This window comes from Kribbella sp. CA-294648 (assembly GCF_050943845.1).
GTDB lineage: Bacteria > Actinomycetota > Actinomycetes > Propionibacteriales > Kribbellaceae > Kribbella.
In genome coordinates this window covers 6,099,059-6,120,638 of the sequence record NZ_CP191981.1, presented here as the reverse complement: position 1 = coordinate 6,120,638, position 21,580 = coordinate 6,099,059, and the positions used below count along the sequence as shown (strand labels likewise).

General features: G+C 68.4%; 22 protein-coding genes. 16 read left to right on the top strand and 6 right to left on the bottom strand.

Features of this window, described 5'->3' with window-relative positions; translation table 11 throughout:
- Positions 1 to 35 precede the first annotated feature (35 nt).
- The gene (locus ACQPYM_RS28905; RefSeq protein WP_433006591.1) at positions 36 to 1,169 is read left to right on the top strand and encodes a D-alanine--D-alanine ligase family protein; all 1,134 of its coding nucleotides are present in this window, start codon (positions 36 to 38) and stop codon (positions 1,167 to 1,169) included.
- A gap of 259 nt (positions 1,170 to 1,428) precedes the next feature.
- Here ACQPYM_RS28905 and ACQPYM_RS28900 read toward each other — a convergent pair whose 3' ends face one another.
- A complete protein-coding gene (locus ACQPYM_RS28900) occupies positions 1,429 to 1,950 on the bottom strand; it encodes a DUF3515 domain-containing protein (RefSeq protein WP_433006588.1) in 522 nt (173 codons plus the stop codon).
- Complete coding sequence (locus ACQPYM_RS28895) at positions 1,929 to 2,165, bottom strand: Lrp/AsnC family transcriptional regulator (protein WP_433023411.1); 237 nt, start codon at positions 2,163 to 2,165, stop codon at positions 1,929 to 1,931. The genes ACQPYM_RS28900 and ACQPYM_RS28895 overlap by 22 nt, the downstream gene beginning before the upstream one ends.
- A 127-nt stretch (positions 2,166 to 2,292) precedes the next feature.
- Here ACQPYM_RS28895 and ACQPYM_RS28890 point away from each other — a divergent pair, with 127 nt between their 5' ends.
- From ACQPYM_RS28890 to ACQPYM_RS28880, 3 genes are all read left to right on the top strand, one after another.
- The gene (locus ACQPYM_RS28890) at positions 2,293 to 3,255 is read left to right on the top strand and encodes a thiamine-phosphate kinase (RefSeq protein ID WP_433006585.1); all 963 of its coding nucleotides are present in this window, start codon (positions 2,293 to 2,295) and stop codon (positions 3,253 to 3,255) included.
- Between the two features lie 72 nt (positions 3,256 to 3,327).
- A complete protein-coding gene (gene thiD / locus ACQPYM_RS28885; RefSeq protein WP_433006582.1) occupies positions 3,328 to 4,143 on the top strand; it encodes a bifunctional hydroxymethylpyrimidine kinase/phosphomethylpyrimidine kinase in 816 nt (271 codons plus the stop codon).
- The gene (locus ACQPYM_RS28880) at positions 4,140 to 4,787 is read left to right on the top strand and encodes a DinB family protein (RefSeq protein WP_433006579.1); all 648 of its coding nucleotides are present in this window, start codon (positions 4,140 to 4,142) and stop codon (positions 4,785 to 4,787) included. The genes thiD and ACQPYM_RS28880 overlap by 4 nt, the downstream gene beginning before the upstream one ends.
- Here ACQPYM_RS28880 and ACQPYM_RS28875 read toward each other — a convergent pair.
- Entirely contained in the window at positions 4,763 to 5,947 is a 1,185-nt protein-coding gene (locus ACQPYM_RS28875) for an ROK family transcriptional regulator (protein WP_433006576.1), read from the bottom strand. The two genes, ACQPYM_RS28880 and ACQPYM_RS28875, sit on opposite strands and share 25 nt — an antisense overlap.
- Before the next feature lie 65 nt (positions 5,948 to 6,012).
- On the opposite strand from ACQPYM_RS28875, the gene ACQPYM_RS28870 reads away from it, so the two are divergent.
- Positions 6,013 to 6,630 (top strand): HAD-IA family hydrolase, encoded by a 618-nt coding sequence (locus ACQPYM_RS28870; protein ID WP_433006573.1) that lies wholly within the window; start codon positions 6,013 to 6,015, stop codon positions 6,628 to 6,630.
- Entirely contained in the window at positions 6,627 to 7,787 is a 1,161-nt protein-coding gene (locus ACQPYM_RS28865) for an MFS transporter (protein WP_433006570.1), read from the top strand. The genes ACQPYM_RS28870 and ACQPYM_RS28865 overlap by 4 nt, the downstream gene beginning before the upstream one ends.
- Here ACQPYM_RS28865 and ACQPYM_RS28860 read toward each other — a convergent pair.
- A complete protein-coding gene (locus ACQPYM_RS28860) occupies positions 7,726 to 8,340 on the bottom strand; it encodes an HAD-IA family hydrolase (RefSeq protein ID WP_433006567.1) in 615 nt (204 codons plus the stop codon). The two genes, ACQPYM_RS28865 and ACQPYM_RS28860, sit on opposite strands and share 62 nt — an antisense overlap.
- Positions 8,341 to 8,527: 187 nt before the next feature.
- Here ACQPYM_RS28860 and ACQPYM_RS28855 point away from each other — a divergent pair, with 187 nt between their 5' ends.
- From ACQPYM_RS28855 to rpmB, 5 genes are all read left to right on the top strand, one after another.
- The gene (locus ACQPYM_RS28855; RefSeq protein WP_433006564.1) at positions 8,528 to 9,811 is read left to right on the top strand and encodes an ABC transporter substrate-binding protein; all 1,284 of its coding nucleotides are present in this window, start codon (positions 8,528 to 8,530) and stop codon (positions 9,809 to 9,811) included.
- Between the two features lies 1 nt (position 9,812).
- Positions 9,813 to 10,862 (top strand): carbohydrate ABC transporter permease, encoded by a 1,050-nt coding sequence (locus tag ACQPYM_RS28850; RefSeq protein ID WP_433006561.1) that lies wholly within the window; start codon positions 9,813 to 9,815, stop codon positions 10,860 to 10,862.
- Positions 10,852 to 11,679 (top strand): carbohydrate ABC transporter permease, encoded by an 828-nt coding sequence (locus tag ACQPYM_RS28845; protein WP_433006558.1) that lies wholly within the window; start codon positions 10,852 to 10,854, stop codon positions 11,677 to 11,679. The genes ACQPYM_RS28850 and ACQPYM_RS28845 overlap by 11 nt, the downstream gene beginning before the upstream one ends.
- 30 nt (positions 11,680 to 11,709) lie before the next feature.
- A complete protein-coding gene (locus tag ACQPYM_RS28840) occupies positions 11,710 to 13,704 on the top strand; it encodes an aldo/keto reductase (RefSeq protein ID WP_433006555.1) in 1,995 nt (664 codons plus the stop codon).
- Between the two features lie 84 nt (positions 13,705 to 13,788).
- The gene (gene rpmB / locus ACQPYM_RS28835; protein WP_360286914.1) at positions 13,789 to 14,010 is read left to right on the top strand and encodes a 50S ribosomal protein L28; all 222 of its coding nucleotides are present in this window, start codon (positions 13,789 to 13,791) and stop codon (positions 14,008 to 14,010) included.
- Positions 14,011 to 14,079: 69 nt separating this feature from the next.
- Here rpmB and ACQPYM_RS28830 read toward each other — a convergent pair whose 3' ends face one another.
- A complete protein-coding gene (locus ACQPYM_RS28830) occupies positions 14,080 to 14,562 on the bottom strand; it encodes an AAA family ATPase (protein WP_433006551.1) in 483 nt (160 codons plus the stop codon).
- Between the two features lie 183 nt (positions 14,563 to 14,745).
- On the opposite strand from ACQPYM_RS28830, the gene ACQPYM_RS28825 reads away from it, so the two are divergent.
- Positions 14,746 to 15,375 (top strand): hypothetical protein, encoded by a 630-nt coding sequence (locus ACQPYM_RS28825; protein ID WP_433006548.1) that lies wholly within the window; start codon positions 14,746 to 14,748, stop codon positions 15,373 to 15,375.
- 5 nt (positions 15,376 to 15,380) lie between these two features.
- Here ACQPYM_RS28825 and ACQPYM_RS28820 read toward each other — a convergent pair whose 3' ends face one another.
- Complete coding sequence (locus ACQPYM_RS28820) at positions 15,381 to 16,364, bottom strand: SAM-dependent methyltransferase (protein ID WP_433006545.1); 984 nt, start codon at positions 16,362 to 16,364, stop codon at positions 15,381 to 15,383.
- A 75-nt stretch (positions 16,365 to 16,439) separates the two neighbouring features.
- Here ACQPYM_RS28820 and ACQPYM_RS28815 point away from each other — a divergent pair, with 75 nt between their 5' ends.
- The 4 genes from ACQPYM_RS28815 (at position 16,440) to coaD (ending at position 21,564) form a co-directional block, all read left to right on the top strand.
- A complete protein-coding gene (locus ACQPYM_RS28815; protein ID WP_433006542.1) occupies positions 16,440 to 18,134 on the top strand; it encodes a DAK2 domain-containing protein in 1,695 nt (564 codons plus the stop codon).
- Positions 18,131 to 20,380 (top strand): ATP-dependent DNA helicase RecG, encoded by a 2,250-nt coding sequence (gene recG / locus ACQPYM_RS28810; RefSeq protein ID WP_433006539.1) that lies wholly within the window; start codon positions 18,131 to 18,133, stop codon positions 20,378 to 20,380. Before ACQPYM_RS28815 ends, recG begins: the two co-directional genes overlap by 4 nt.
- 157 nt (positions 20,381 to 20,537) lie before the next feature.
- Entirely contained in the window at positions 20,538 to 21,101 is a 564-nt protein-coding gene (gene rsmD, locus ACQPYM_RS28805) for a 16S rRNA (guanine(966)-N(2))-methyltransferase RsmD (RefSeq protein ID WP_433006536.1), read from the top strand.
- Positions 21,094 to 21,564, top strand: a complete 471-nt coding sequence (gene coaD, locus ACQPYM_RS28800) for a pantetheine-phosphate adenylyltransferase (protein ID WP_433006533.1) — start codon at positions 21,094 to 21,096, stop codon at positions 21,562 to 21,564. The genes rsmD and coaD overlap by 8 nt, the downstream gene beginning before the upstream one ends.
- Positions 21,565 to 21,580 lie beyond the last annotated feature (16 nt).

Genomic DNA, 21,580 nt, shown 5'->3' with positions numbered 1-21,580 from the left:
CAAAGCTGCCCGGAACTGGCGCTATCGTCGAGCCGGTGAGTGAGTACTCGAGGGAAGAAAAACGCAAGCCCCGCGTCGCCGTTGTTTTCGGTGGCCGGTCGAGCGAGCACGCCATCTCCTGTGTGACCGCGGCCAACGTGCTGCAGGTGATCGACCGGGACAAGTACGACGTCGTACCGGTCGGCATCACCACCAGCGGGCACTGGGTGCTGGAAAGCGGTGACCTGGAGCGGCTGTCGATCACCGACGGTAAGCTCCCGGAGGTCGACGTGACGGCGCTGCCGGTGCTGTTCGGCGCCGACCGCGAGCTGGTGGTCAGCGAACCGGGTGAGGTGCCCGCCACGCTCGGCGAGGTGGACGTGGTCTTCCCGCTGCTGCACGGCCCGTGGGGTGAGGACGGCACGCTGCAGGGCCTGCTGGAGATGTCGGACATCCGGTACGTCGGCTCCGGCGTACTGGCCAGCGCGGTCGGCATGGACAAGCACTACATGAAGGTCGTCTTCGCGGCCGCCGGGCTCGAGGTCACGCCGTACGTCGTGATCCGGGACCGGGACTGGACCCGCGACCCGCAGGCCTGCCGGGAGGCGGTCGACAAGCTCGGCTACCCGGTGTTCGTGAAGCCCAGCCGGGGCGGTTCGAGCCTCGGGATCAGCAAGGTGAACAGCCTGGACGAGCTCGATCTGGCCGTCGCCGAGGCGCGCGCGCACGACCCGAAGGTGATCGTCGAGGCGTCGGCCAAGAACCCGCGCGAGATCGAGGTCGGCGTCCTGGGCGGCCTCAACGGCGGGGAGCCCGAGGCGAGTGTCTGCGGTGAGATCTCGGTCTCCGGTGGTGGGCACGACTTCTACGACTTCGAGACGAAGTACCTGCCCGAGGGTGAGGAGTACACCGCGCTCTCGGTCCCGGCCGACCTGCCGGAGCCGATCGCCGCGGAGATCCGCGCGAAGGCACTGATCGCGTTCGACGCGATCGAGGGCGAAGGCCTGGCCCGGGTCGACTTCTTCGTCGACGAGGACCAGCAGGTGGTCATCAACGAGATCAACACCATGCCCGGCTTCACCCCCACCAGCATGTTCCCCCGCCTGTGGGCCGCAACCGGCGTCGACTACAAAGAACTGGTCGACCGCCTCCTAACCCTAGCCATGACCCGCCCCACCGGCCTCCGCTAACCCCACCCGCCACGATTCAGGCTCGTGGCGCTACCCGCCACCTCGCCCACCGGAAGCGGGCTCGCGCTCGCCACCACCGGGGACTGGCTCGTGATGCTGCGCATCACCTCGCGAACGAGAGCTGGGCGAGGCACGGGCCCCGGCCGACTGCGGGCTCGTGGCGCTTCGCGCCACCTCGCGGGTGAGGGTGAGTGGGCGCGGCGGCTTGCCCGGCTCGCCGTGGGCTCGTGGCGCTGCGCGCCACCTCGCGCGGTGGTGATCAGGTGCAGGGCGTGATCAGGGTGTTGTGGGTCTTGATGGCGTCCGCGACGTCGGTGAGGGCGTTGGCCTCCGGGGCGTACTTGCTGGGCACGGCGAGTTCTAGGTAGAGCTTTCGGCCGATGGTGGTGAAGATGTGGCCGTTGGTCACCTGTTGGGCGTACCAGCCGACGCCGTTGACCTCGAAGCACTGCGACTGGGCCTCCGCCATGCCGGCCGGAGTGGCGACGCCGCAGGTCACCTCGATCGGTGGATCGCCGTACGCCGTGGTCAGCGGGCTGGCCGGTTTGGTCTCGCGGCGTTTGGCGTCGAGGACCTTGGAGGGCATTGCCTTGATCAGCTCGGCGCAGGCGTCCGCGACCTCGGGTGCGGGTGACGGGACGGCGATTTCGGCCGGGCCGGGGCTGCAGGCGGCCAGCGCCGCCGGGGAGAGCACGGCCAAGGCGATGGCCAGCGCGGCTCGTCGGCGGACGCGCTGGCGTCTGGTGGCGGTGATCGGGCTCAGATGTGGACGACTGGGCACGTCAGGGTGCGGGTGATGCCGGGCACGTTCTGCACGCGCGCCACGACCAGCTTGCCCAGTTCGTCGACGTTGCGCGCCTCGGCGCGCACGATCACGTCGTACGGACCGGTGACGTCCTCGGCCAGGGTGACGCCCTGCACCTCGGCGATCTGCTGTGCGACGTCGGCCGCCTTGCCGACCTCGGTCTGGATCAGGATGTAGGCCTGGACCACCACGTCGTTCTCCACTCAGTCGTCCTCAGCTGACATCGGCCACGGTACTGCAGAGCGGCCGGGCGTACTCTTCGTTGCTCGGTCACCGTACCGCCTAGACTCCGGGGAGCGATATGGGAGGTCTGCTGACGTGACAGAGACGTTGGGAAGCACTGGTGAGTTCGGCTTCATCGAGGCCGCCACCAAGAGCCTTCCCCAAGGTGCGGACGTCCTGGTCGGACCGGGTGACGACGCGGCTGTGGTGGCGGTGCCGGACGGGCGGATGGTGATCACGACCGACCTGCTGGTGGAGGGCCGGCACTTTCGCCAGGACTGGTCCTCGGCGTACGACGTGGGCCGCAAGGCCGCCGCGCAGAATCTGGCCGACATCGTCGCGATGGGCGCCCGGCCGACCTCGCTGGTGGTCGGGTTCGGCGGACCGGCGGATCTGCCGACCGCGTGGGCGATCGAGCTCACCCAGGGCATCGGCGACGAGTGTGAGCTGCTCGGCGTGAGCATCGTCGGCGGCGACACCGTGCAGTCCGACAAGATCGTCGTCTCGGTCACTGCCTTCGGCTCCCTCGACGGTCGTTCGCCCGTACTGCGCTCCGGCGCGCGCCCCGGCGACGAGGTCGCCGTGGTCGGGCGGCTGGGCTGGGCCGAGGCCGGGTTCACCGTGCTCAACCGCGGGTTCCGGTCGCCGCGCTCGGTGGTGGAGGCGCACCGCCGCCCCGCGCCGCCGTACGCCGAAGGGCCGCGCGCCGCGATCGCGGGCGCCTCGTCCATGTGCGACGTGAGCGACGGGCTGATCGCCGACCTGACCCACATCGCGGTCGCCAGTGAGGTGCGGATCGACATCCGCTCGGCTGCGCTGACCATCGCCGAACCACTCCAGGCCGTCGCCTCGGCAACCGGCGCGGACGCCTTGGCGTTCGTCCTGAGCGGTGGCGAGGATCACGCCCTGGTCGGCACCTTCGAGCCGGCCGACGTGCCGGACACCTGGACCGTCATCGGCACCGTTGCCGTCGGCAATGAAGCTCAACCGCCCGGCACGGTGACCGTCGACGGCGAGCTCTACACGGCCGTCACCGGCCACGCGCACTTCCGGAGCTGACGCCATGTCCACCGCCACTCCCACCGCCGCTGCCGCGGCCCTGTCCACCGCTATCGTTTGTCAGGAGCAGTCATGAACGCCGCGCCGCCCCGGGTGCTTACCGTCGCCGGATCCGATTCCGGCGGCGGGGCCGGGATCCAGGCCGATCTGAAGGCGATGCTGGCCAACGGCGTGCACGGGATGAGCGTGCTGACGGCGATCACGGCGCAGAACAGCCTGGGCGTGCAGGGTGCTTGGGAGTTGCCCGAGGAGCAGGTGGTGGCGCAGTTCCGGAGTGTCGTTGACGACATCGGTGTCGACGCGGTGAAGACGGGGATGCTGGCGTCCGCCTCGATGGTCCGGCTGGTGGCCGGGTTGCTGCGGACGCTGCCGGACGGCGTACCGGTGGTGGTCGATCCCGTGTCCGTGTCGAAGCACGGGGACGCGTTGCTCGCTGAGGATGCGATGGTGGCGGTGCGGGAGGAGATCGTGCCGCTGGCGACCGTGCTGACTCCCAACCTGACCGAGCTGGGTCCGGTCGCGGGTGTCGAGTTGCGCAGTGTCGAGGATCGCGAAGTTGCGGCGAAGGTCCTGCTCGACGCCGGTGCCACGTGGGTGCTGGTGAAGGGCGGTCACGACGCGGGTCCGTTGGCTGTGGACGTGTTGCACGGGGACGGCGTACGGCTGGAGTTCAGTGCGCCTCGCGCCGACAACCGGCACACGCACGGCACGGGTTGCACGCTGGCGAGTGCGATCGCGTCGTACCTGGCCCGCGGGTACGACGTACCGGCTGCTGTCGAGGCCGCGAAGGAGTACGTCAGTGGGGCGGTGGCTTCCGGTTTTGCGCTCGGTGGTGGGATCGGGCCGGTGGATCACGCGTGGAAGTTCCGAAACAGGAGTGCTGAGTGAACAAGAGTCGCCCGCCGGTCGACGGACTGTGCGAGGAATGCGGGTTCAACTACGACACCGGTGATCTGCAGGGCACGGTGACGACGCTCGTCCGGCAGTCGGCCGAGTGCAGCATGGCGCTGACCAAGGCGGCGGCCGGACCCGACTCGAATGTCGTCCGGATCCGCCCGGAGCCTGAGGTGTGGTCGGCGATCGAGTACGCGTGCCACGTGCGCGACGTACTGGAAGTGCAGCGACTGCGGATCGCGCAATGCCTTGCCGAGGACCGGCCGGTCTACGCGCCGATGGACCGGACCGGGCGGGTCAAGGAAGCGAAGTACGAGGACCAGGATCCAATGGAGGTCGCAGCGGCGCTCATGCGTTTCGCCCGCGAGTTCGGCGCGGCGGCGCGGGTGCTCACGCCGCCTCAGCTCGGCAAGCTCGGCCTCTACAACTACCCGGTCCGCGCGCCTCGCTCGCTCGGCTGGATCATCCGGCACACCGCACACGAGATCCAGCATCACCGCCACGACATCATCAAGATCCTCGCCGTCCTCGAACCGCCGATCGTGCCGGCCCCCAAGCCGGAGCCGACGGCGGAGGCCGAGACCGAGTTGGCCTCGACGGATGACGCCGAGGATCAGGTCGCGGGGGAGAGGGACTGAGCTGTGCGGTCCGCCCACGCAGCCAGGGTGGCCGGGGTGGTGACGTGGTCGAACCCGAGGGCGGCAGCGCCGCGGAGTGGGCCAGTCTCCTGGTGGGTCGAGTCGAGTACCGGCGGCGGGTTGGCGCGGTGGAAGGTCATCAGGCCTTCGGCGTAGGCAGTGGTGAAGGTGGTAGGCGCGGCAGCTCGCAGCGGGATCGCCAGGCCGCCAAGCGTCACCACCTGGGGGTCATGAGCGTTCACCAGCCCAGCAATCCCACCAGCCAAAGCAGCAACGACCGTGTCGACCGCTCTCTTCACAGCCGGCTCTGTGAGGCGTTGTAGGACCGCTTCGGCGTAGGTGTAGGGATCGTCGGGTTCCGGGGCGCCGAGGTGGCGGGCCAGGGCTCGGCCGTCCACCTCAAGGTCCCAGCAGCCGCGCGCTCCGCAGGGGCACGACAGACTGCGGTCGCCGAAGGGTATGTGCCCGTACTCGCCTCCAGCGCCAGTCGCACCGCTGGCAGGACTCCCGTCGAGTATCAGCGTCCCGCCGACTCCCACCTCGACAATCAGGTGCAGTGCAGTCCCAGCGCCGGCCGCTGCCCCCGTACGCGCCTCAGCGACTCCACTGAGCGTCGCGTCGTTCCCCACCAGCAGCGGCAGCCGAGTGCCCTCCACCACCGGACTCAGGTCGACAGTGCCCCACCCCAGCGTCGTCGCCTGCATGAGATGACCCGCCCTGACCGTGCCAGCCGCAGCCAGACTGACGGCCAGCAGACGTTCCCCGTACTGCGCCCTGGCATCCTCAACAACTGTCCGCAGAGCAGCCAGTACTGCGGCCGGCCGGCGGCGGTGCCCCTTGGACCGCCGGTCGGTCAGTACGCCGTCCAGCGACACCACGGCGCTCTGCCAACCCGCCTGCCGCAACTCCAGTGCGAGCACCACCGGGCCCTGCGGATGCGGGCGCAGTACTGTCGTCGGCCGCCCACGGCCCTGGCTCGGTGCCGGGGTCTCGGTGAGGAGCTGCAGGTCGCGGAGACGAGCGGTGATCTCAGTGGTCGTGCTGGTGCTCAGCCGGAGCTCCTTTGCCACGGCCGCGCGGGTGATCCCCGGCTGGCGGGCGACCCGGCTAAGAACGTCAGCAGCCGTCTGCCACTGCCCTCGCCGCTGCACTGGTTTCACGTCACCTCTTGCTGTCCTGGGGTGCACCGGGTTTATCCTCGGAGAACGAGTTTAATGGAGGATCGATGGAATTGCGGGAACTGCAGGCCGTGTTGTTCGACATGGACGGCACTCTGGTCACCTCGGACGCGTCTGTCGAGCGCGCGTGGACGACGTGGGCTTCGGAGTACGGCGTATCCGTGGCCGAGGTGCTGTCGCAGGCGCACGGCGCGCCCGCCGAGTCGACCGTCGCCCGGATGCTCCCGCAACTCGGCGAGGTGGCCCGGTCGACGGCCGCGGCCCGGCAGTTGGAGTTGCAGTACGACGATCTCTCCGACGTCGTCGCGGCGCCCGGTGCGTTCGAAGTACTGGCGTCGCTCGGCGGTCTTCCGTGGGCAGTCGTCACGAGCGCTGACCTCAGGCTTGCGAAAGCACGTCTCGGCGCGGCCGGCATCGACCCGCCGCTGCTGGTGACGATCGAAGACATCAGCCGGGGCAAACCCGACCCTGAGGGCTACCTTCGCGCTGCCGAATTGCTCGCCGTCGATCCGCGGTACTGCCTGGTCGTGGAAGACGCCGAAGTGGGACTGGCCGCCGGCCGGGCGGCAGGTGCCCGGACCGCGGCGCTCAAAGGCCTCGACGGTGACTTCCGGCTCCGCGACCTCCACGACCTGGCGTCCCTGCTGAACCGGTCGGGAGGATGACCGACCAGTCGCTGGACCAGAGCGGCCGGCGGGAGGAGGTGGAGATCGGGGTCGCGCTGGGGGCCCTGGGGTTCCTGCTGTCCGGGCTCGGCGCTTGTGTCGCGGTACTGGCCCGGGATCTCGATTTGCCCGCGGAGCGGCTGGCCTTGCTGCCGTCGGCCTTCGCGGTGGGCTTGCTGGTTGTCGCGGTGGTCGGGCCGGTGGTGCTCAGGACGTTCGCCATCAGCGCGGTACTGCGGGTGGGGTCGATCGTCTGCGCGCTCGGTGGAGTGCTGATCGCGGTTGCTCCGCAGTACGTCGTGGCGATCGGTGGCGGGTTGTGTGTCGGACTAGGTGGAGCCCTGCTGATCCTGATCGCGCCGCTGCTGCTGAGCGGTCCGACGGCCGCGGTGAGACTCACCAAGGTCAATGCCTTCGCCAGCGCGACGGGCATCCTGGCTCCACTGGCTATCGGTGCGGTAGACACCCTCGGCTCCACCGGACGCCTGGCGATGCTCGCCGCAGCGCCGCCACTCCTGGCTTTGGCCGTCTTCGCCCGGCCCGCGGCGACTCATCAGCAAGCAGCCAGCGGCGGACTGGTCGTGTCGCAGGTGGCCAAAGGCTGGCTTCGCGTGGTGCTGGCCGTGGCGGTGGAGTTCTGCTTCGTTGTCTGGGCTGTGGCGCGACTGGTCGCCACTGGGTTGCCGATGGCAACGGCTGCTCTGCTGGGCAGCGCGTTCCCGGTCGGGCTGGCAGCAGGGAGGGCAATCGGCCCACTGAGTCTTCGCGGCTGGTCGCCGCTGGTGCCAGCCGGCGTACTGGCGGTCGGAGGCACGCTGTTGGTCAGCCTGTTTGACGGACCGGGCATGGTGACGGTCGGCCTGGTGGTCGCGGGGATCGGCATCGCGCCGCTCTATCCCATGACGGTGGCTGCCCTGGTCGCCACCCCGGGCCTCAGCCCGGCGCGCCTGGCAGCACTCGGAGCTGCCGCTTCCGGTGCGGCGATCCTGTCGGCACCAGCCATCCTCGCCGGCCTCACCCGGGTCGTCGACCTACGAATCGCCTTCCTGATCACCATCCCGCTGCTGGCGATCCTGTTCGCCATCAGCCGCCCGCTCAGACCACTGTCAGTCCGTACTTCGCCAGGAGATCACGCAGCACCTCGTGTCCTTCGCTGAGGTCGTAGAGCTCGGCGTGCAGGCCCGCATCGCGGGCACCCTTGATGTTGGCCTCGTTGTCGTCGATGAACAGCGTCGAGGTCCCCGGCCGGTCCACGGCGGTCAGGATCGCGGTGAAGTACGCCGGATCAGGTTTGGCCAGGCCGAGGTCGCACGAGTAGAAGGTCTGGTCGAACCAGTCGCCGTACCGGCGCTCGTCGTGCATGATCGCCCGCCGGTAGGTCTGCTGGTTGGTGGCGAGATGACAACCGATCCCGGCGGCCCGGAGCTGCTGGATCCAGCCGACCACGACGGGATCGGCCTCGAACTGGTGCCACAGCTGCAGCACCTCCTCGAGGGTGCCGGTCGATGACCAGCGCTGGAGCACCTCGGCCAGCGCCTCGCGGAAGTCACCCTTGCCGGTGAGTGTCGGAGCCTCCGAGGCCATCAGGTCGAGGATGAACTCCTCGGCCTCGGCCGGCTCGACGAACGAGGACAACGTTCCCCGCCAGTCACTGGTGCCTTGCTGGATGACTCCGTCGGCGTCGAACAGGACGGTATCGATCGTCGGCATGGCCCCATCCTGTCAGTTCCGTAACAGTCGGGCCCGCACCGGCTGGAGGTGGGATGACCCCTTGACCGGTTCAGTTGGTATGCGCTTACCTAGACCCTTGTGTGAACATTTCTCGACACGTTTTCGCGGAAATGAACATCTGTACTTCCCTCCCGGTAGCGACGCGAAGGTGTAGGTGAGGCGGTTCATGGCAGTGACACGCAGGCGGTTCCTGGTGCTCGGCGCCGGGGCGAGTGCCGCGGCGGCCGGGCTGACCGGATGTGGATCCCCAGGTTCGCTCGGCGCCGCCAACCAGCTGAGCATGTGGACCTGGACCGGCTCGGTCAACGACGCCCTGATCGCCGAGGCCGAGAAGGCCATCCCCGGTGGCAATGGCAAGCAGCTCTCGATGACCCGGATCGGCGGCGACTACAAGACCAAGGTGCTGACCTCGCTGGCCGGCAAGTCGATGGTCCCCGACATCATCGCGATCAACGACGACGTCGCCACCTACTTCCCGAACGCCGACCAGTTCCACGACCTGCACGAGCTCGGCGCGGACAGGTTCAAGGCCGACTTCCTGGAGTGGAAGTGGAAGCTCGGCATCACGCCGGAGAACCGGATGATGGCCTATCCGATGGACACCGGACCGACCGCGCTGTTCTACCGCCGCGACATCTTCGAGAAGGCCGGCCTGCCGACCGAGCCGCAGGACGTGGCCGCTGCCGCGCCCGACTGGGACCGCTACATCCAGCTCGGCAAGAAGCTCAACCAGGCGGTGCGCGGCTCGGCGATCACCGACAACATCACCTCGGTCTATTCCTACGCCCTGGCCCAGTTGCCGCAGCGCTACATGACTGCCGACGGCCGCTACATCGGCGACGGTGAGCACATCAGGAAGGCCTGGGAGCTGGCCGTGCGGGTGGTCAAGGAAGGCCTGTCGGCCAACGCGCAGCAAGGCAGCACCGATGCCAACGCCGTGGTCACCAACGGCCGGCTGGCGGCCTTCATCGGCGCGGTCTGGTGGGCCCAGCTGGGACCGAAGAACGCCGCACCCAAGACGAAGGGCCTGTGGCGGGTCACGCCGTCGCCCGGCGGTCCGGGCAACCGGGGCGGCTCGTTCCTCGCGATCACGAAGTACTGCAAGGACCCGCAGGCCGCCTTCGCCTTCATCACCTGGCTGGAGTCGGCGAAGAACCAGGCCCAGTCCTTCCTCGATCCCGTGCTCTTCCCCTCCACTCCGGCCAGCTACACCGATCCCCGGCTGGCGGCTCCCGACCCGTTCTTCGGCGGCCAGAAGATCGTCGACGTGTTCGCCGAGTCCGCGAAGAAGTACCCGGGCGCCTACTTCAGCCCGTACGACTCGATCATCAACAAGCCGTTGACGGCGGAGCTGGTCAACGTGGAGATCGGCAGCAAGACCTCCGACCAGGCCTGGCAGGACGCGCAGCACCAGATCGACCGCGAACTCACCCGGGCGGGGGCGATCTGAGATGGCCGTCAGCGACGCGCTGCGCAGTACCGCCGCGGTGACCACCAAGGACCCGGCGCCGGACAAACCACCCAACAAGATCCGCCAGGCACTGCCGCAGTACGCCGCGGTGTCGCCGTTCTTCATCCTGTTCGCGATCTTCGGCGCGTTCCCGGTGTTCTTCTCGGTCTGGCTGTCGTTCCACGCCTGGGACGGGATCGGCACGATGAAGTGGGTCGGGCTGGAGCAGTACAGCTACCTGCTCACCGACCCGACGTTCTGGAAGTCGATCACGAACACCCTGCTGATCTGGGTGCTCTCGACCGTACCGATGCTGCTGCTGGCCCTGGTGATCGCGAACGCGCTGCACAACGCGACCCGGTTCCGCAGCTTCTACCGGATCGCCTACTTCATCCCGAACATCACCTCGGTGGTCGCGGTGACGATGGTGTTCGGCTCGATCTTCAGCAACAACTTCGGCCTGCTGAACGCCTTCCTGCAGTCGATCGGGCTGGACAAGATCGAGTGGCTGAGCCAGCCGTGGGGAATCAAGGTCGCGATCGCGACCATCGTGGCCTGGCGGTGGACCGGCTACAACGCGATCATCTTCCTGGCCGGCCTGCAGGCGATCTCGTCCGACATCTACGAGGCCGCCAAGGTGGACGGTGCCTCGCCATCGCAGACGTTCTGGCGGATCACCGTCCCGCTGCTGCGCCCGGTGATCCTGTTCACCGCGGTCACCTCGACGATCGGCGGCCTGCAGATCTTCACCGAGTCGCAGGTGCTGTTCGGCAGCAGCGGCGCGATCGGCGGGCCGGGTGACGGCGGGCTGACCATCGTCTCCTACCTGTACGACAACGCGTTCGGCTCCAACCAGTTCGGCTACGGCGCCGCGATCGGCTGGGCGCTGTTCATCCTGATCGTCTTGTTCTCGATCATCAACTGGCGGCTGATCGGCGGCAACGACGACGAGCGGATCACCAAGCGCGCCGCGCGCCGGGTGCAGCGCAGGATCGCCGCGGAACAGGTCGCCGCGGACAACGCAGCGAAGGAGCACGCCGATGCGCACTGAAAGACTCCGGACCGTCGTCGGTCACGTCGTGCTGATGTTCGGCGTACTGGTCTCGATCTTCCCGTTCTACTGGATGCTGGTGATGGCCTCGAACACCACCCCGGACATCTTCGCCTACCCGCCGAAGCTGACGATCGGCTCGCACCTGTTCGAGAACATGGGCAAGGTGCTGGACAACATCGACTTCTTCGGCGCGATGCTGCTCACCCTGGCCGCCAGTCTGGGCGTCACCGTGCTGGTGCTGTTCTTCGACTCGCTGGCGGCGTTCGCGTTCGCGAAGTACGAGTTCCCGGGGCGCAACTTCCTGTTCGGGCTGCTGCTGGCGACCTTCATGATCCCGTCCCAGCTGGCGCTGGTGCCGCAGTTCGTGACGCTGGCCGAGTTCGGCTGGATCGGGTCGCTGAAGGCGCTGATCATTCCCGGCGCCGCGAACGCGTTCGGGATCTTCTGGATGCGCCAGTACGCCAAGGGCGCGATCCCCGACGAACTGATCTCGGCCGCGAAGGTCGACGGCGCCGGCTTCTTCCGGCAGTACCTCACCGTCGGCCTGCCGGTACTGCGCCCCGGCCTGGCGTTCCTGGGCATCTTCACCTTCATCAACGTGTGGAACGACTACCTGTGGCCGTTGATCGTGATGACGGATCCCAACCGGCTCACCTTGCAGGTCGCGCTGCAGCAGCTGAACGGCATCTACGGGACCGACTACAGCATGGTGATGGCGGGAGCCCTCATGAGTGTGGTTCCGTTGATCGGCGTCTTCCTGATCGGTGGCCGCCACTTCATCGCCGACATCGCCGCCGGCGCCATGAAGTTCTGACCCTGACCGCACACGATGAGGGGAACCTCTGTGCAGAACAGCAAGCTCCGCTGGGGAATTCTGGGGACCGGCAACATCGCGTCCCGGTTCGCCAGTCAGGTCCCGGCCTCGGCCACCGGCGTACTGGCAGCGGTCGGTAGCCGCAGCCAGACGTCGGCGGACGCGTTCGGTGACAAGTACGACATCCCGCACCGCCATGCGTCGTACGACGAACTGCTCGCCGACGAGACCGTCGACGCCGTCTATATCGCCACCCCGCACCCGCTGCACCCCGAGTGGGCGATCAAGGCCGCGGAGGCCGGCAAGCACGTGCTCTGCGAGAAGCCGCTGGCGATCAACCGCGCCTGGGCCGCCACCATGATCGAGGCGGCGATCCGCAACGACGTCTTCCTGATGGAGGCGTACATGTACCGCTGCCTGCCGCAGACCAAGCTGGTCGCCCAGCTGGTCCGCGACGGCGCGATCGGCAAGGTGCACCAGATCCAGGCGTCGTTCGCCTTCCAGGCGTCGTTCAACCCGGAGAGCCGGATCTTCGCCGACGACCTGGCCGGCGGGGGCATCCTCGACGTCGGCGGGTACCCGGTCTCGATGGCGCGGCTGATCGCCGGCGCCGCCATCGGAGCGCCGTACGCCGAACCCGCCGCGGTGACCGCCGTCGGTCAGGTCGGGGAGACCGGTGCCGACGAGTGGTCGGTCGCGACGCTCTTCTTCGACAGCGGGATGACCGCCCAGGTCAGCACCGGTGTCCGGCTCGGTGACGAGAACCGGGTCCGGGTGCTCGGCAGCGAGGGGTACCTGGTCATCGAGGACCCGTGGTTCGCCGGCGACGGCAAGCCGACCCACGTGACGCTGCACAAGGTGGGGGAGGAGCCGCGGGACATCTCCGCCGAGCCGGCCTTCATCTACACCGCGGAGGCCGACGCGGTCGCCGCCGCGATCGAGCAGCGGCAGGCGCCGGAGATGACGTGGGCCGACACGCTGGGCAACCTCGACGTCCAGGACGCCTGGCGGAAGGCGATCGGGCAGCAGTACGCGAGCGAGCGGGACGACGTACTGATCCCGACCGCGACCGGGCGGCCGCTGGCGCGTCGTGAGGACGCTCCGATGACGTACGGCAAGGTGCCCGGCCTCGACAAGCAGGTGTCGCGGCTCGTGATGGGTGTCGACAACCAGCAGACGCTGCCGCACGCCGCGACGATGTTCGACGACTTCGTCGAGCGCGGCGGCACGACGTTCGACACGGCGTACATCTACGGCGGCGGGCGCGGCGAGAAGTTGCTCGGGCAGTGGATCACGTCGCGTGGCAACCGCGACGAGGTCGTCGTGATCGGGAAGGGCGCACACACGCCGTACTGCGACCCGGAGTCGATCACCCGGCAGTTGAACGAGTCGCTGGAGCGGCTGCAGACCGATCACGTCGACCTCTACCTGATGCACCGGGACAACGAGGACATTCCGGTCGGGGAGTTCGTGGACGTGCTGGACGAGCACTTCCGGGCCGGGCGGATGAAGGCGTTCGGCGGCTCGAACTGGTCGACCGCGCGTTTCGACGAGGCCAACGCGTACGCCGCGGCCAACGGGAAGCAGCCGTTCACGCTGCTGAGCAACCACCTCAGCCTGGCCCGGGCGTACGACGTACCGTGGGCCGGTTGCCGGCATGTCAGCGACGACGAGTCGCAGGCGTGGTTGCGGGACCGGCAGGTGGCGCTGTTCCCGTGGTCGAGCCAGGCTCGCGGGTTCTTCACCGGCCGCGCCAAGCCCGAGGACCGCTCGGACGAGGAACTGGTGCGGTGCTTCTACTCCGACGGCAACTTCGAGCGGCTGCGCCGTGCGGAGGAACTGGCCGGCAAGTATGGTGTGGAACCGACGGCGATCGCGCTGGCCTGGCTGCTCAACCAGCCGTACCCGGTGTTCCCGCTGATCGGCCCGCGTCACCTGAGCGAGACGCGGACCTCCCTGCCGGGGCTGTCGGTGGAGTTGTCGGGCGACGAGGTGGCCTGGCTGACGGCCGCCGACCTCGGCTGACCCTCGGCCGGCACCGAATTGGTGGACACATCTACCGCTGTGTAACATGGTCTGTCGGTGTCTCGACCCTAAACACGGAGAATCATGTCTAAGAAGTGCGATGTTTGTGACAAGAAGCCGATGTTCGGCAACAGCGTTGCCCGGCTCGGCAAGGGCGCGATGATCCGTCGGGTCAAGGCTCGTACGTCGCGGCGGTTCAACCCCAACATCCAGCCGATCCGCGCGGTCATCAAGGGCACGCCGGTCAAGCTGAAGGTCTGCACGTCCTGCATCAAGGCGGGCAAGGTTCAGCGCGTCGTCGGCTAGAACTTCCGGCCTCCAGCAGGCCGGCCCTCCGTGTAGGTCCTCAGTGGCGCCCGGGTCCAACCCGGGCGCCTACTGCTGTGTCCCCAGCTCGCTGTACTGGTCGTACTTCGCCAGCTCGTCCGGGGTTGGCCGCTCGAAGAGCTTGTCGTACGAGACGAGCTCGGCGTGGGTGATGTGGAAGGTGTTGGGCGGGGCGGACTCGTTGCGGGTGTTCAGGCGGGTCCAGAGCACGTTCAGCGGTGGGTCGAGGACTATGAGCTCGGTGCGGGCACCGAGTTTTGCCGCGTTCTCGCGGAACAGTTCGCGTTCGGGGCGGCTCCAGCAGCCGTAGTCGAGGATCACGCTCACCCCGAGCGTCAGGACCCGGGCGGCCACACCCCAGAGCAGTTCGGACTCGAGCACCCAGCGTCGGCCGTCGTTCTCGCCGGCGCCGAAGAGCGGGGGCATCCACTCGTCCGGTGTCAGGCGGAGCGCTGATCGCTCGACCTCCAGCTGTCTGGCCAAGGTGGTCTTGCCGGAGCCGGGCAACCCGATGAGCAGGGTCATGATCATGCCAAGACCCTAGGCGGCGACCACGCCGTCCGGCTCAGCGCCGCGGTGACAGCACGGCCACCGGGATGGGCGCAGAGACTCGTAACTCTCCGCTATGGACGCCCACCCGGTTTTGGTCCATCGTGGGTGGCTTCAAGGTGGCCGGGGGGCCATCGCACCAGTTGCCTTGTGGGGGGAACCACAGTGGATCAGACCAAGACGCGTCAGCCTGCCAAGAAGCCGGCCAAGGAGTACGCCTGGCACCGGCATCCCGCTCTGATCGCGGCCATTCCGGTCGTCGGGGCACTGATCGGCTCGGTGCTCACCATCGTCGCCGGCCAGTCCGGCAAACTCCCCGACAGCATCAATCCTGCGCCACCGGCGACCACGGTGGTGGCAATCCAGACCGAGACGGTCACCAGCACTGTCACCGCGACGACCACCGTCACCCCGCCCGGGGAAGAAACGACCACGCCGGGTACCCCGACTTCGCCGACCATCGCCCCACCTCCGCCGGGGACGCTGGCGATCACCATCTTGATGACCACCCGCGGCAAGATCGGACCGAACGAGTACCGCGCAGGCTCGGCTCCCCTCGCTTACGCAAAGGTGAACGACGAGTCGGGTGAGCAGTTGGGCAAGGGCTGCTACCCCACCTGGGTGCTCAAACGCGGCACGGCCGTCATCCAGACCGTGCGCAACGAGAGCTGCGGCGCCGGCATCGACATCAGCAGGGACTCGCTGAAGGTCCGTGGGCTGTACCAGGTGACGATCTCCGTCACGACAGACTCCGGTGCCAAGGGAACCAAGACCTTGGACTTCAAGGTGACCTGAGCGGGCTAGCGGGCTTGGGCGATGACGGTTAGTTCGTTGCGGTTGTGGTGGAGTTGGCGAGCCGTCAGGACGTCGTACTGCTTGTGGAGGACGTCCAGGGCGCGGCGGGCGGCGTCGATGGGGTTTCGGCCGCCGCCTTTGAGGGTGACGATTGCGAGGGCGCCGCGGCGGAGGTGGGGGACGGCGTCGACCATGACTCGGGCGCTGAGGATCTGGTCCATTCGCATGTCGTTGACTACGACGTCGAAGCGGAGCTGGTTGCGGCGGAAGAACTCGCCGGCCGTCGTGGCCACGTGATGCACGCCGCGGTCGGCTGCCACGCGACGGTCGAGTTCGCCGGGATCGACGGACCAGACCTCCTGGCCGTGCTGGCGCAGGATCCTCGTCCAGCCGCCCGGGCTGGCGCCGAGGTCGAGCGCCTTGCCGCCGTCCGGCAACCGCAGGTCGAAGGTCTGGAGCGCCTCCTCCAGCTTGAACTCCGAGCGCGACACCCGCTCGTCCGACCGGGCCAGCCGCATCCGCCCACCCGGCCAGTCCGACAGGCTGTGCTCCAGCCGGTTGAGGCCGATCAGCACGTTCTTCTTCGAGGCGAAACAGGAGACGACGAATTCCTGACCGGCCCGGCTGACCTCGATCCCGCGGGCGCCCAGGCCTTCCTCCAGCAGGTGGTAGTACGACCCACCGCTAGACGCGCCATCGGTCCACGTCTGTACTGCGAGAGCCCGCGGATGGCGCGGCAGTTCGGCCAGGATCAGCTCCGTCAGCTCGTGTGCCGGTGGCACCTCGCTGACCGGAAAACTCGCGAGCTCCGCGGTCAGGTGGCGGATGAACATGATCCGCCCGACCCCGCAGGCGGCGGCCAGCTCCTCGATCGGCGGCCCGTGCTCGGCGATCCGGCCGAGGTCGCCGCTGACCCGCTCGATCTTCACCCGCGGCCCGAACTCGTCCCGGATCTCGCGGACCGCCACGTCATAGCTGTCGGTAGCCACCGAGAAGAGCGAAGCGAGCACGCCACATAGTAAGCGGCCGGATGCCGGGCGGCCGGACCCGTTAGCCTTCCGGGCGTGGACGTGCGTGGAGAGGTGCTGACGACGGCGGTACTGCGAGCCTGGGCCCGTACTGCGCTGTCCGAGCTCGGGCGCGCCCGGGCCGAGATCGACGAGCTCAACGTGTACCCCGTCCCCGACGGCGACACCGGCACCAACCTCTACCTGACCTGGGAGGCGGCCTGCGACGCCCTCCCCGAAGGCGAACTAACCTTCGCCGAAGCAGTCCAAGCCTTCGGCCGAGGAGCCCTCCTGGGAGCAAGAGGCAACTCCGGAGTCATCACGTCGCAGCTGGTCCGCGCATGTGGCTTACGGCTGGCCGAGAACCTGCCGGCGGAGCGCCTGGGCCGCCCCGCCTCCCCGGAGGGCGAGGCGGCTGGGGCTAGCGAGACGCGAGCTGTGCTGGCGGATGCGCGGATGAGTGAGGCTGCGGCTTTTGCGGATGCGTTGGCTTTCGCGGCTGATGCTGCCTACAGCGCGGTGGCGCAGCCGGTGGAGGGGACCATGCTGACTGTCGCTCGGCAGGCGGCCAATGCGGCCCTGGAGGCGGCTAATGCGGGCAAGAGCCTGGCCGAGGTGTGTCTGGCGGCGGTGGCTGCGGCACGGGTTGCTCTCACCAAGACGACCGAGCAGCTGGAGGTACTACGCCGTGCCGGTGTGGTGGACGCCGGTGGCGCCGGGCTGGTCGTGATCCTGGGGGCCATGGAGTCGGTCCTGTCGGGACGGGGGCCAGCCGCGACTACCGGCGTACCGGCTCGGGTTCCGCCGCTTGAAGCCCTGGTGCCGGCGCAGGGGACTGATCTGGACCCAGACGGACCGGCGTACGAGGTGATGTATCTGCTGGAGGCGCCGGACGAGCAGATCGGCGACTTCCGTCGGCAGCTCGCCGAGCTGGGAGACTCGGTCGTGGTGGTCGGCGGGGACGAACTCTGGAACGTCCACGTGCACACCGATGACGTCGGCGCGACCATCGAGCTCGGGATAGGGATCGGGAAGCCGTACCGGATCAGGGTCACCCACTTCGCCGACCTGGCTCACCGTGTGCCGGTGCCGAACCGGGCGGTGATCGCTGTAGCCGCCGGTGACGGGCTGGCGAACCTGTTCGCCGAGGCCGGTGCAGTGGTCGTCCAGGGCGGCCCCGGACGGCGCTGCTCGACAGGTGAGCTGCTGAAGGCGATTGAGCGTTCCGGTGCGCCAGAGATCGTGCTGCTGCCGAACGACAGCGACTCCATCGCGGTTGCCGAGGCAGCTGCGGCTGCGGCGCGACAGGACGGCGTACGGGTGGCGGTGATTCCTACGCGGGCTCAGGTCCAAGGGCTGGCGGCGATTGCGGTCCACGACCCCGAGCGGAGCTTTGACGACGCAGTCGTGCAGCTGTCGGCAGCGGCCGGGCAGACCAGGCATGGCGCGGTGACGATCGCCGTGAAGGACGCCTGGACGATGGCCGGCACCTGCCGGATCGGTGACGCGTTGGGCGTGGTGGACGGCGACTTCACCCTCATCACCGACGACCTGGTGACCGCGGCAACGGGAGTTGTGGACCGCTTGCTGGGTGGCGGTGGCGAGCTGATGACGGTGGTCACGGGACGTGAAGTGGACCAGGCGCTGGTCGACGCGGTGGTGCGGTATGTGCGCCGGATTCGCAGAGATGTCGATGTCGTGGTGTACGACGGTGGACAGGAAAGGTACCCGTTGCTGATCGGGGTGGAATGAAGACCGACGTCGACCGTAAGCTCCGCGACTTCATCGGGGCGAAGACGGCCAAGAGTTTCTCCGAGGTGCTCGGTATCGAGACCGTCGGCGAGTTGCTGCGGCACTACCCGCGGCGGTACCTGAAGAAGGGCGAGCTGACGCCGTTCGACGAGCTGGAGATCGGCGACCAGGCCACGGTCAGTGGCCGGGTCAAGAAGGTCACCGTTCGCTCGCTGGACTCCAAGCAGGAGATCCGGCCGGACGAGGTGCAGAAGTTCCGCCGGCACAAGACGATCACCAAGGTGGTCGTCACGGACGGCCGCAACGACCTCGAGCTGGCGTTCTTCAACCAGCCCTGGCTGGCGAACAAGCTGACCGCCGGCACGGCCGCGCTGTTCTGGGGTGAGGTGACCAGGTTCCGCGACATCATGCAGCTCAAGGGCCCGGGCACCGAGATCCTCGACGAGGAGGACCTCAGCGAGGAGGAGATCGAGCGCCGCGCCAAGCCGTTCCGGCCGCTCTACCCGGCCAGCGCGAAGCTGCCGACGGCGACGATCGAGCGCAGTATCAAGATCGTCCTGGACAACCTCGAGGACGTCGACGACCCGATCCCTGAGCTGATCCTGCGCAAGGAGAAGCTGCTCGGCCTGCGCGAGGCGCTGCAGAAGGTGCATCTGCCGGAGACCGAGAAGGACTGGGAGCTCGCGCAGAAGCGGTTCCGGTTCGAGGAAGCGCTGGTGATGCAGACGATCCTGGCCCAGCGCCGGGCCGTCACCGACGCGCTCAAGGCGATACCGCGCGAGCGCACGGCGGGTGGGTTGCTCGACGAGTTCGACGCGCGGTTGCCGTTCCAGCTGACCGCGGGACAGGCCGAGGTCGGCGACGAGATCTTCGCCGATCTGGCCCGGCCGCACCCGATGCACCGGCTGCTGCAGGGCGAGGTCGGCTCCGGCAAGACCGTGGTCGCGTTGCGGGCGATGCTGTCGGTGGTCGACGCGGGTGGCCAGGCGGTGCTGCTCGCGCCGACCGAGGTGCTCGCGACCCAGCACCACAAGACGTTGACGAAGATGCTCGGTGAGCTGGCCGAGCAGGGCATGCTCGGTGGGGCGGAGCAAGCGACCCGGGTGGGGTTGCTGACCGGGTCGCTGAACGCGGCAGCCCGGCGTACGGCGATGTTGGATGCGGCCAGCGGGGCCGCGGGGATCGTGGTTGGTACGCACGCGTTGCTCGAGGACAAGGTGCAGTTCGCCGATCTCGGGCTGGTGGTGATCGACGAGCAGCACCGGTTCGGGGTCGAGCAGCGTGCGGCGCTGAGCCAGAAGTCGGGCGACGCGACCCCGCACGTGCTGGTGATGACGGCGACGCCGATCCCGCGGACCGTCGCGATGACGGTGTTCGGCGATCTCGCGGTGTCGACGCTGACCGAGCTGCCCGCCGGACGGTCGCCGATCATGAGCTCGGTGGTGCCCGCCAAGGAACGCCCCGCCTGGCTCGAGCGGGCTTGGGAGCGGATCCGCGAGGAGGTCGGCAAGGGGCATCAGGCGTACGTCGTCTGCCCGCGGATCGGCGACGACGTGAAGAACGCGGGTGACGAGGAAGGCGAGTTCGCGGCGGGTGCGGAGGAGGAGGGCGGCCCCGGGGCGAAGGGCAAGCCGCGGCCGGCCATCTCGGTGCTGCAGGTGGCCGAGGTGCTCGAGCAGGTGCTGGGCGATCTGCGGGTGGAGATCCTGCACGGGCGGCTGCCGGCCGACGAGAAGGACTCGGTGATGTCGCGGTTCGCGGCCGGCGAGATCGACGTGCTGATCGCGACCACCGTGATCGAGGTCGGCGTGGACGTGCCGAACGCCTCGACGATGGTGATCATGGACGCCGACCGGTTCGGCATCTCCCAGCTCCACCAGCTGCGCGGGCGGGTCGGCCGGGGCAAGGTGCCGGGCCTCTGCCTGCTGGTGACGGACACCTGGCCGACGTCACCGTCGCGCGGCAGGCTCGATGCGGTGGCCGCGACGAGCGACGGCTTCGAGCTGTCCCGGATCGACCTGGAGAACCGCCGCGAGGGCGACGTACTGGGAGTCGCCCAGTCGGGCCGCCGCAGCAGCCTCAAACTGCTCAGCGTCCTCCGCGACGAGGAAATCATCCTGACGGCTCGCCACGTCGCCAACTCCCTCATCTCCGTCGACCCCGAACTAACCGAATACCCCGTACTGCGGTCGTTTGTCCGCAGCGCGCTCGAATCGGAAGCAACCGATTATTTGGAGAAGACATGACTGTGTTTTTGGCCTCGCCTTCGGCTCGGCGGGTCATGGGGCTAACCTCCCGGTCTTCCCTCGTCGCTCCGTCGCTTCGCTCCTCCGCTCCTCAGTCCAGACCGGGAGGCCCCATGACCGGGCGTCCTCACCTCGTCGGTCAGGGGTGGGAGGGTCGATGACCCGCATAGTCGGGGGAGTGGCTGGTGGGCGGCGGATTGCTGTGCCACCTGGCAACGGAACCAGGCCGACGGCTGATCGGGTCCGGGAGGCGCTTTTTTCTTCTCTGGAAGCGGAGTTCGGGGGGTTCGACGGGTTGCGGGTGCTTGATCTGTACGCCGGGTCGGGGGCGGTCGGGTTGGAGGCGTTGTCGCGGGGTGCGGTGCAGGTGGTGCTGGTTGAGTCGGATCGTGCGGCGGCCGAGGTGATTGCGGGGAATATCAAGGCCGTGGGGTTGCCGGGGGCGACCTTGCTGACCCGGCCGGTCGAGAAGGTTGCCTCGGGCCCCAAACTGGAAGGGCCGGTGGATCTGGTGTTTGCCGACCCGCCGTACAAGCTGGACGCCGGTGAGTTGCAGGACGTGCTGACCGCGCTGGTGAGCGGCGGCTGGCTGGCCGACGACGCGGTGGTGGTGGTCGAGCGGGCCAAGCGGGAGCCGTGGGAGTGGCCTGAGGGGTTCGCCGCGCTGCGGGATCGCAAGTACGGCGAGGCGCGGCTTTGGTACGGTCACCGCCATGAGTAGGGCTGTGTTCCCCGGCACCTTCGATCCGCCCACCAACGGGCACCTGGACGTGATCGCCCGGGCGGCGGCCGCGTTCGACGAGCTGATCGTGGCGACCGGGGTGAACCAGTCCAAGCAGCGGCTGTTCAGCGTCGAGGACCGGGTCGCCATGCTGACCGAGATCGCCGCGCCGTACCCGAACGTCCGGGTCGGGACCTTCGACGGGCTGCTGGTCGACTACTGCCGGGCCGAGGGCGCCACCGTGATCGTCAAGGGGCTGCGCTCGGGCGGCGACTACGACTACGAGCTGCAGATGGCCCAGATGAACCGGAAGCTGTCCGGGGTCGACACGCTCTTCCTGCCGACCGCACCGGAGAACGCTTACATCTCCTCCAGCCTGGTCAAGGAGATCGCGAAACTGGGTGGGCCGGTGGAGGGTTTCCTGCCACCCGCCGTCCACGCGAAGTTGCTCGCGGCCCTCTAGCCGAGTGTGTCCACGG

What these genes read in the sequence shown, in the direction of transcription:
- ACQPYM_RS28850 (WP_433006561.1), top strand. Translation starts at nt 9,813, where the DNA reads ATGGCCGTCAGCGACGCGCTGCGCAGTACCGCCGCGGTGACCACCAAG.
- ACQPYM_RS28855 (WP_433006564.1), top strand. Translation starts at nt 8,528, where the DNA reads ATGGCAGTGACACGCAGGCGGTTCCTGGTGCTCGGCGCCGGGGCGAGT.
- rpmB (WP_360286914.1), top strand. Translation starts at nt 13,789, where the DNA reads ATGTCTAAGAAGTGCGATGTTTGTGACAAGAAGCCGATGTTCGGCAAC.
- rsmD (WP_433006536.1), top strand. Translation starts at nt 20,538, where the DNA reads ATGACCCGCATAGTCGGGGGAGTGGCTGGTGGGCGGCGGATTGCTGTG.
- ACQPYM_RS28830 (WP_433006551.1), bottom strand. Translation starts at nt 14,562, where the DNA reads ATGATCATGACCCTGCTCATCGGGTTGCCCGGCTCCGGCAAGACCACC.
- ACQPYM_RS28845 (WP_433006558.1), top strand. Translation starts at nt 10,852, where the DNA reads ATGCGCACTGAAAGACTCCGGACCGTCGTCGGTCACGTCGTGCTGATG.
- ACQPYM_RS28870 (WP_433006573.1), top strand. Translation starts at nt 6,013, where the DNA reads ATGGAATTGCGGGAACTGCAGGCCGTGTTGTTCGACATGGACGGCACT.
- ACQPYM_RS28860 (WP_433006567.1), bottom strand. Translation starts at nt 8,340, where the DNA reads ATGCCGACGATCGATACCGTCCTGTTCGACGCCGACGGAGTCATCCAG.
- thiD (WP_433006582.1), top strand. Translation starts at nt 3,328, where the DNA reads ATGAACGCCGCGCCGCCCCGGGTGCTTACCGTCGCCGGATCCGATTCC.
- recG (WP_433006539.1), top strand. Translation starts at nt 18,131, where the DNA reads ATGAAGACCGACGTCGACCGTAAGCTCCGCGACTTCATCGGGGCGAAG.
- ACQPYM_RS28865 (WP_433006570.1), top strand. Translation starts at nt 6,627, where the DNA reads ATGACCGACCAGTCGCTGGACCAGAGCGGCCGGCGGGAGGAGGTGGAG.
- coaD (WP_433006533.1), top strand. Translation starts at nt 21,094, where the DNA reads ATGAGTAGGGCTGTGTTCCCCGGCACCTTCGATCCGCCCACCAACGGG.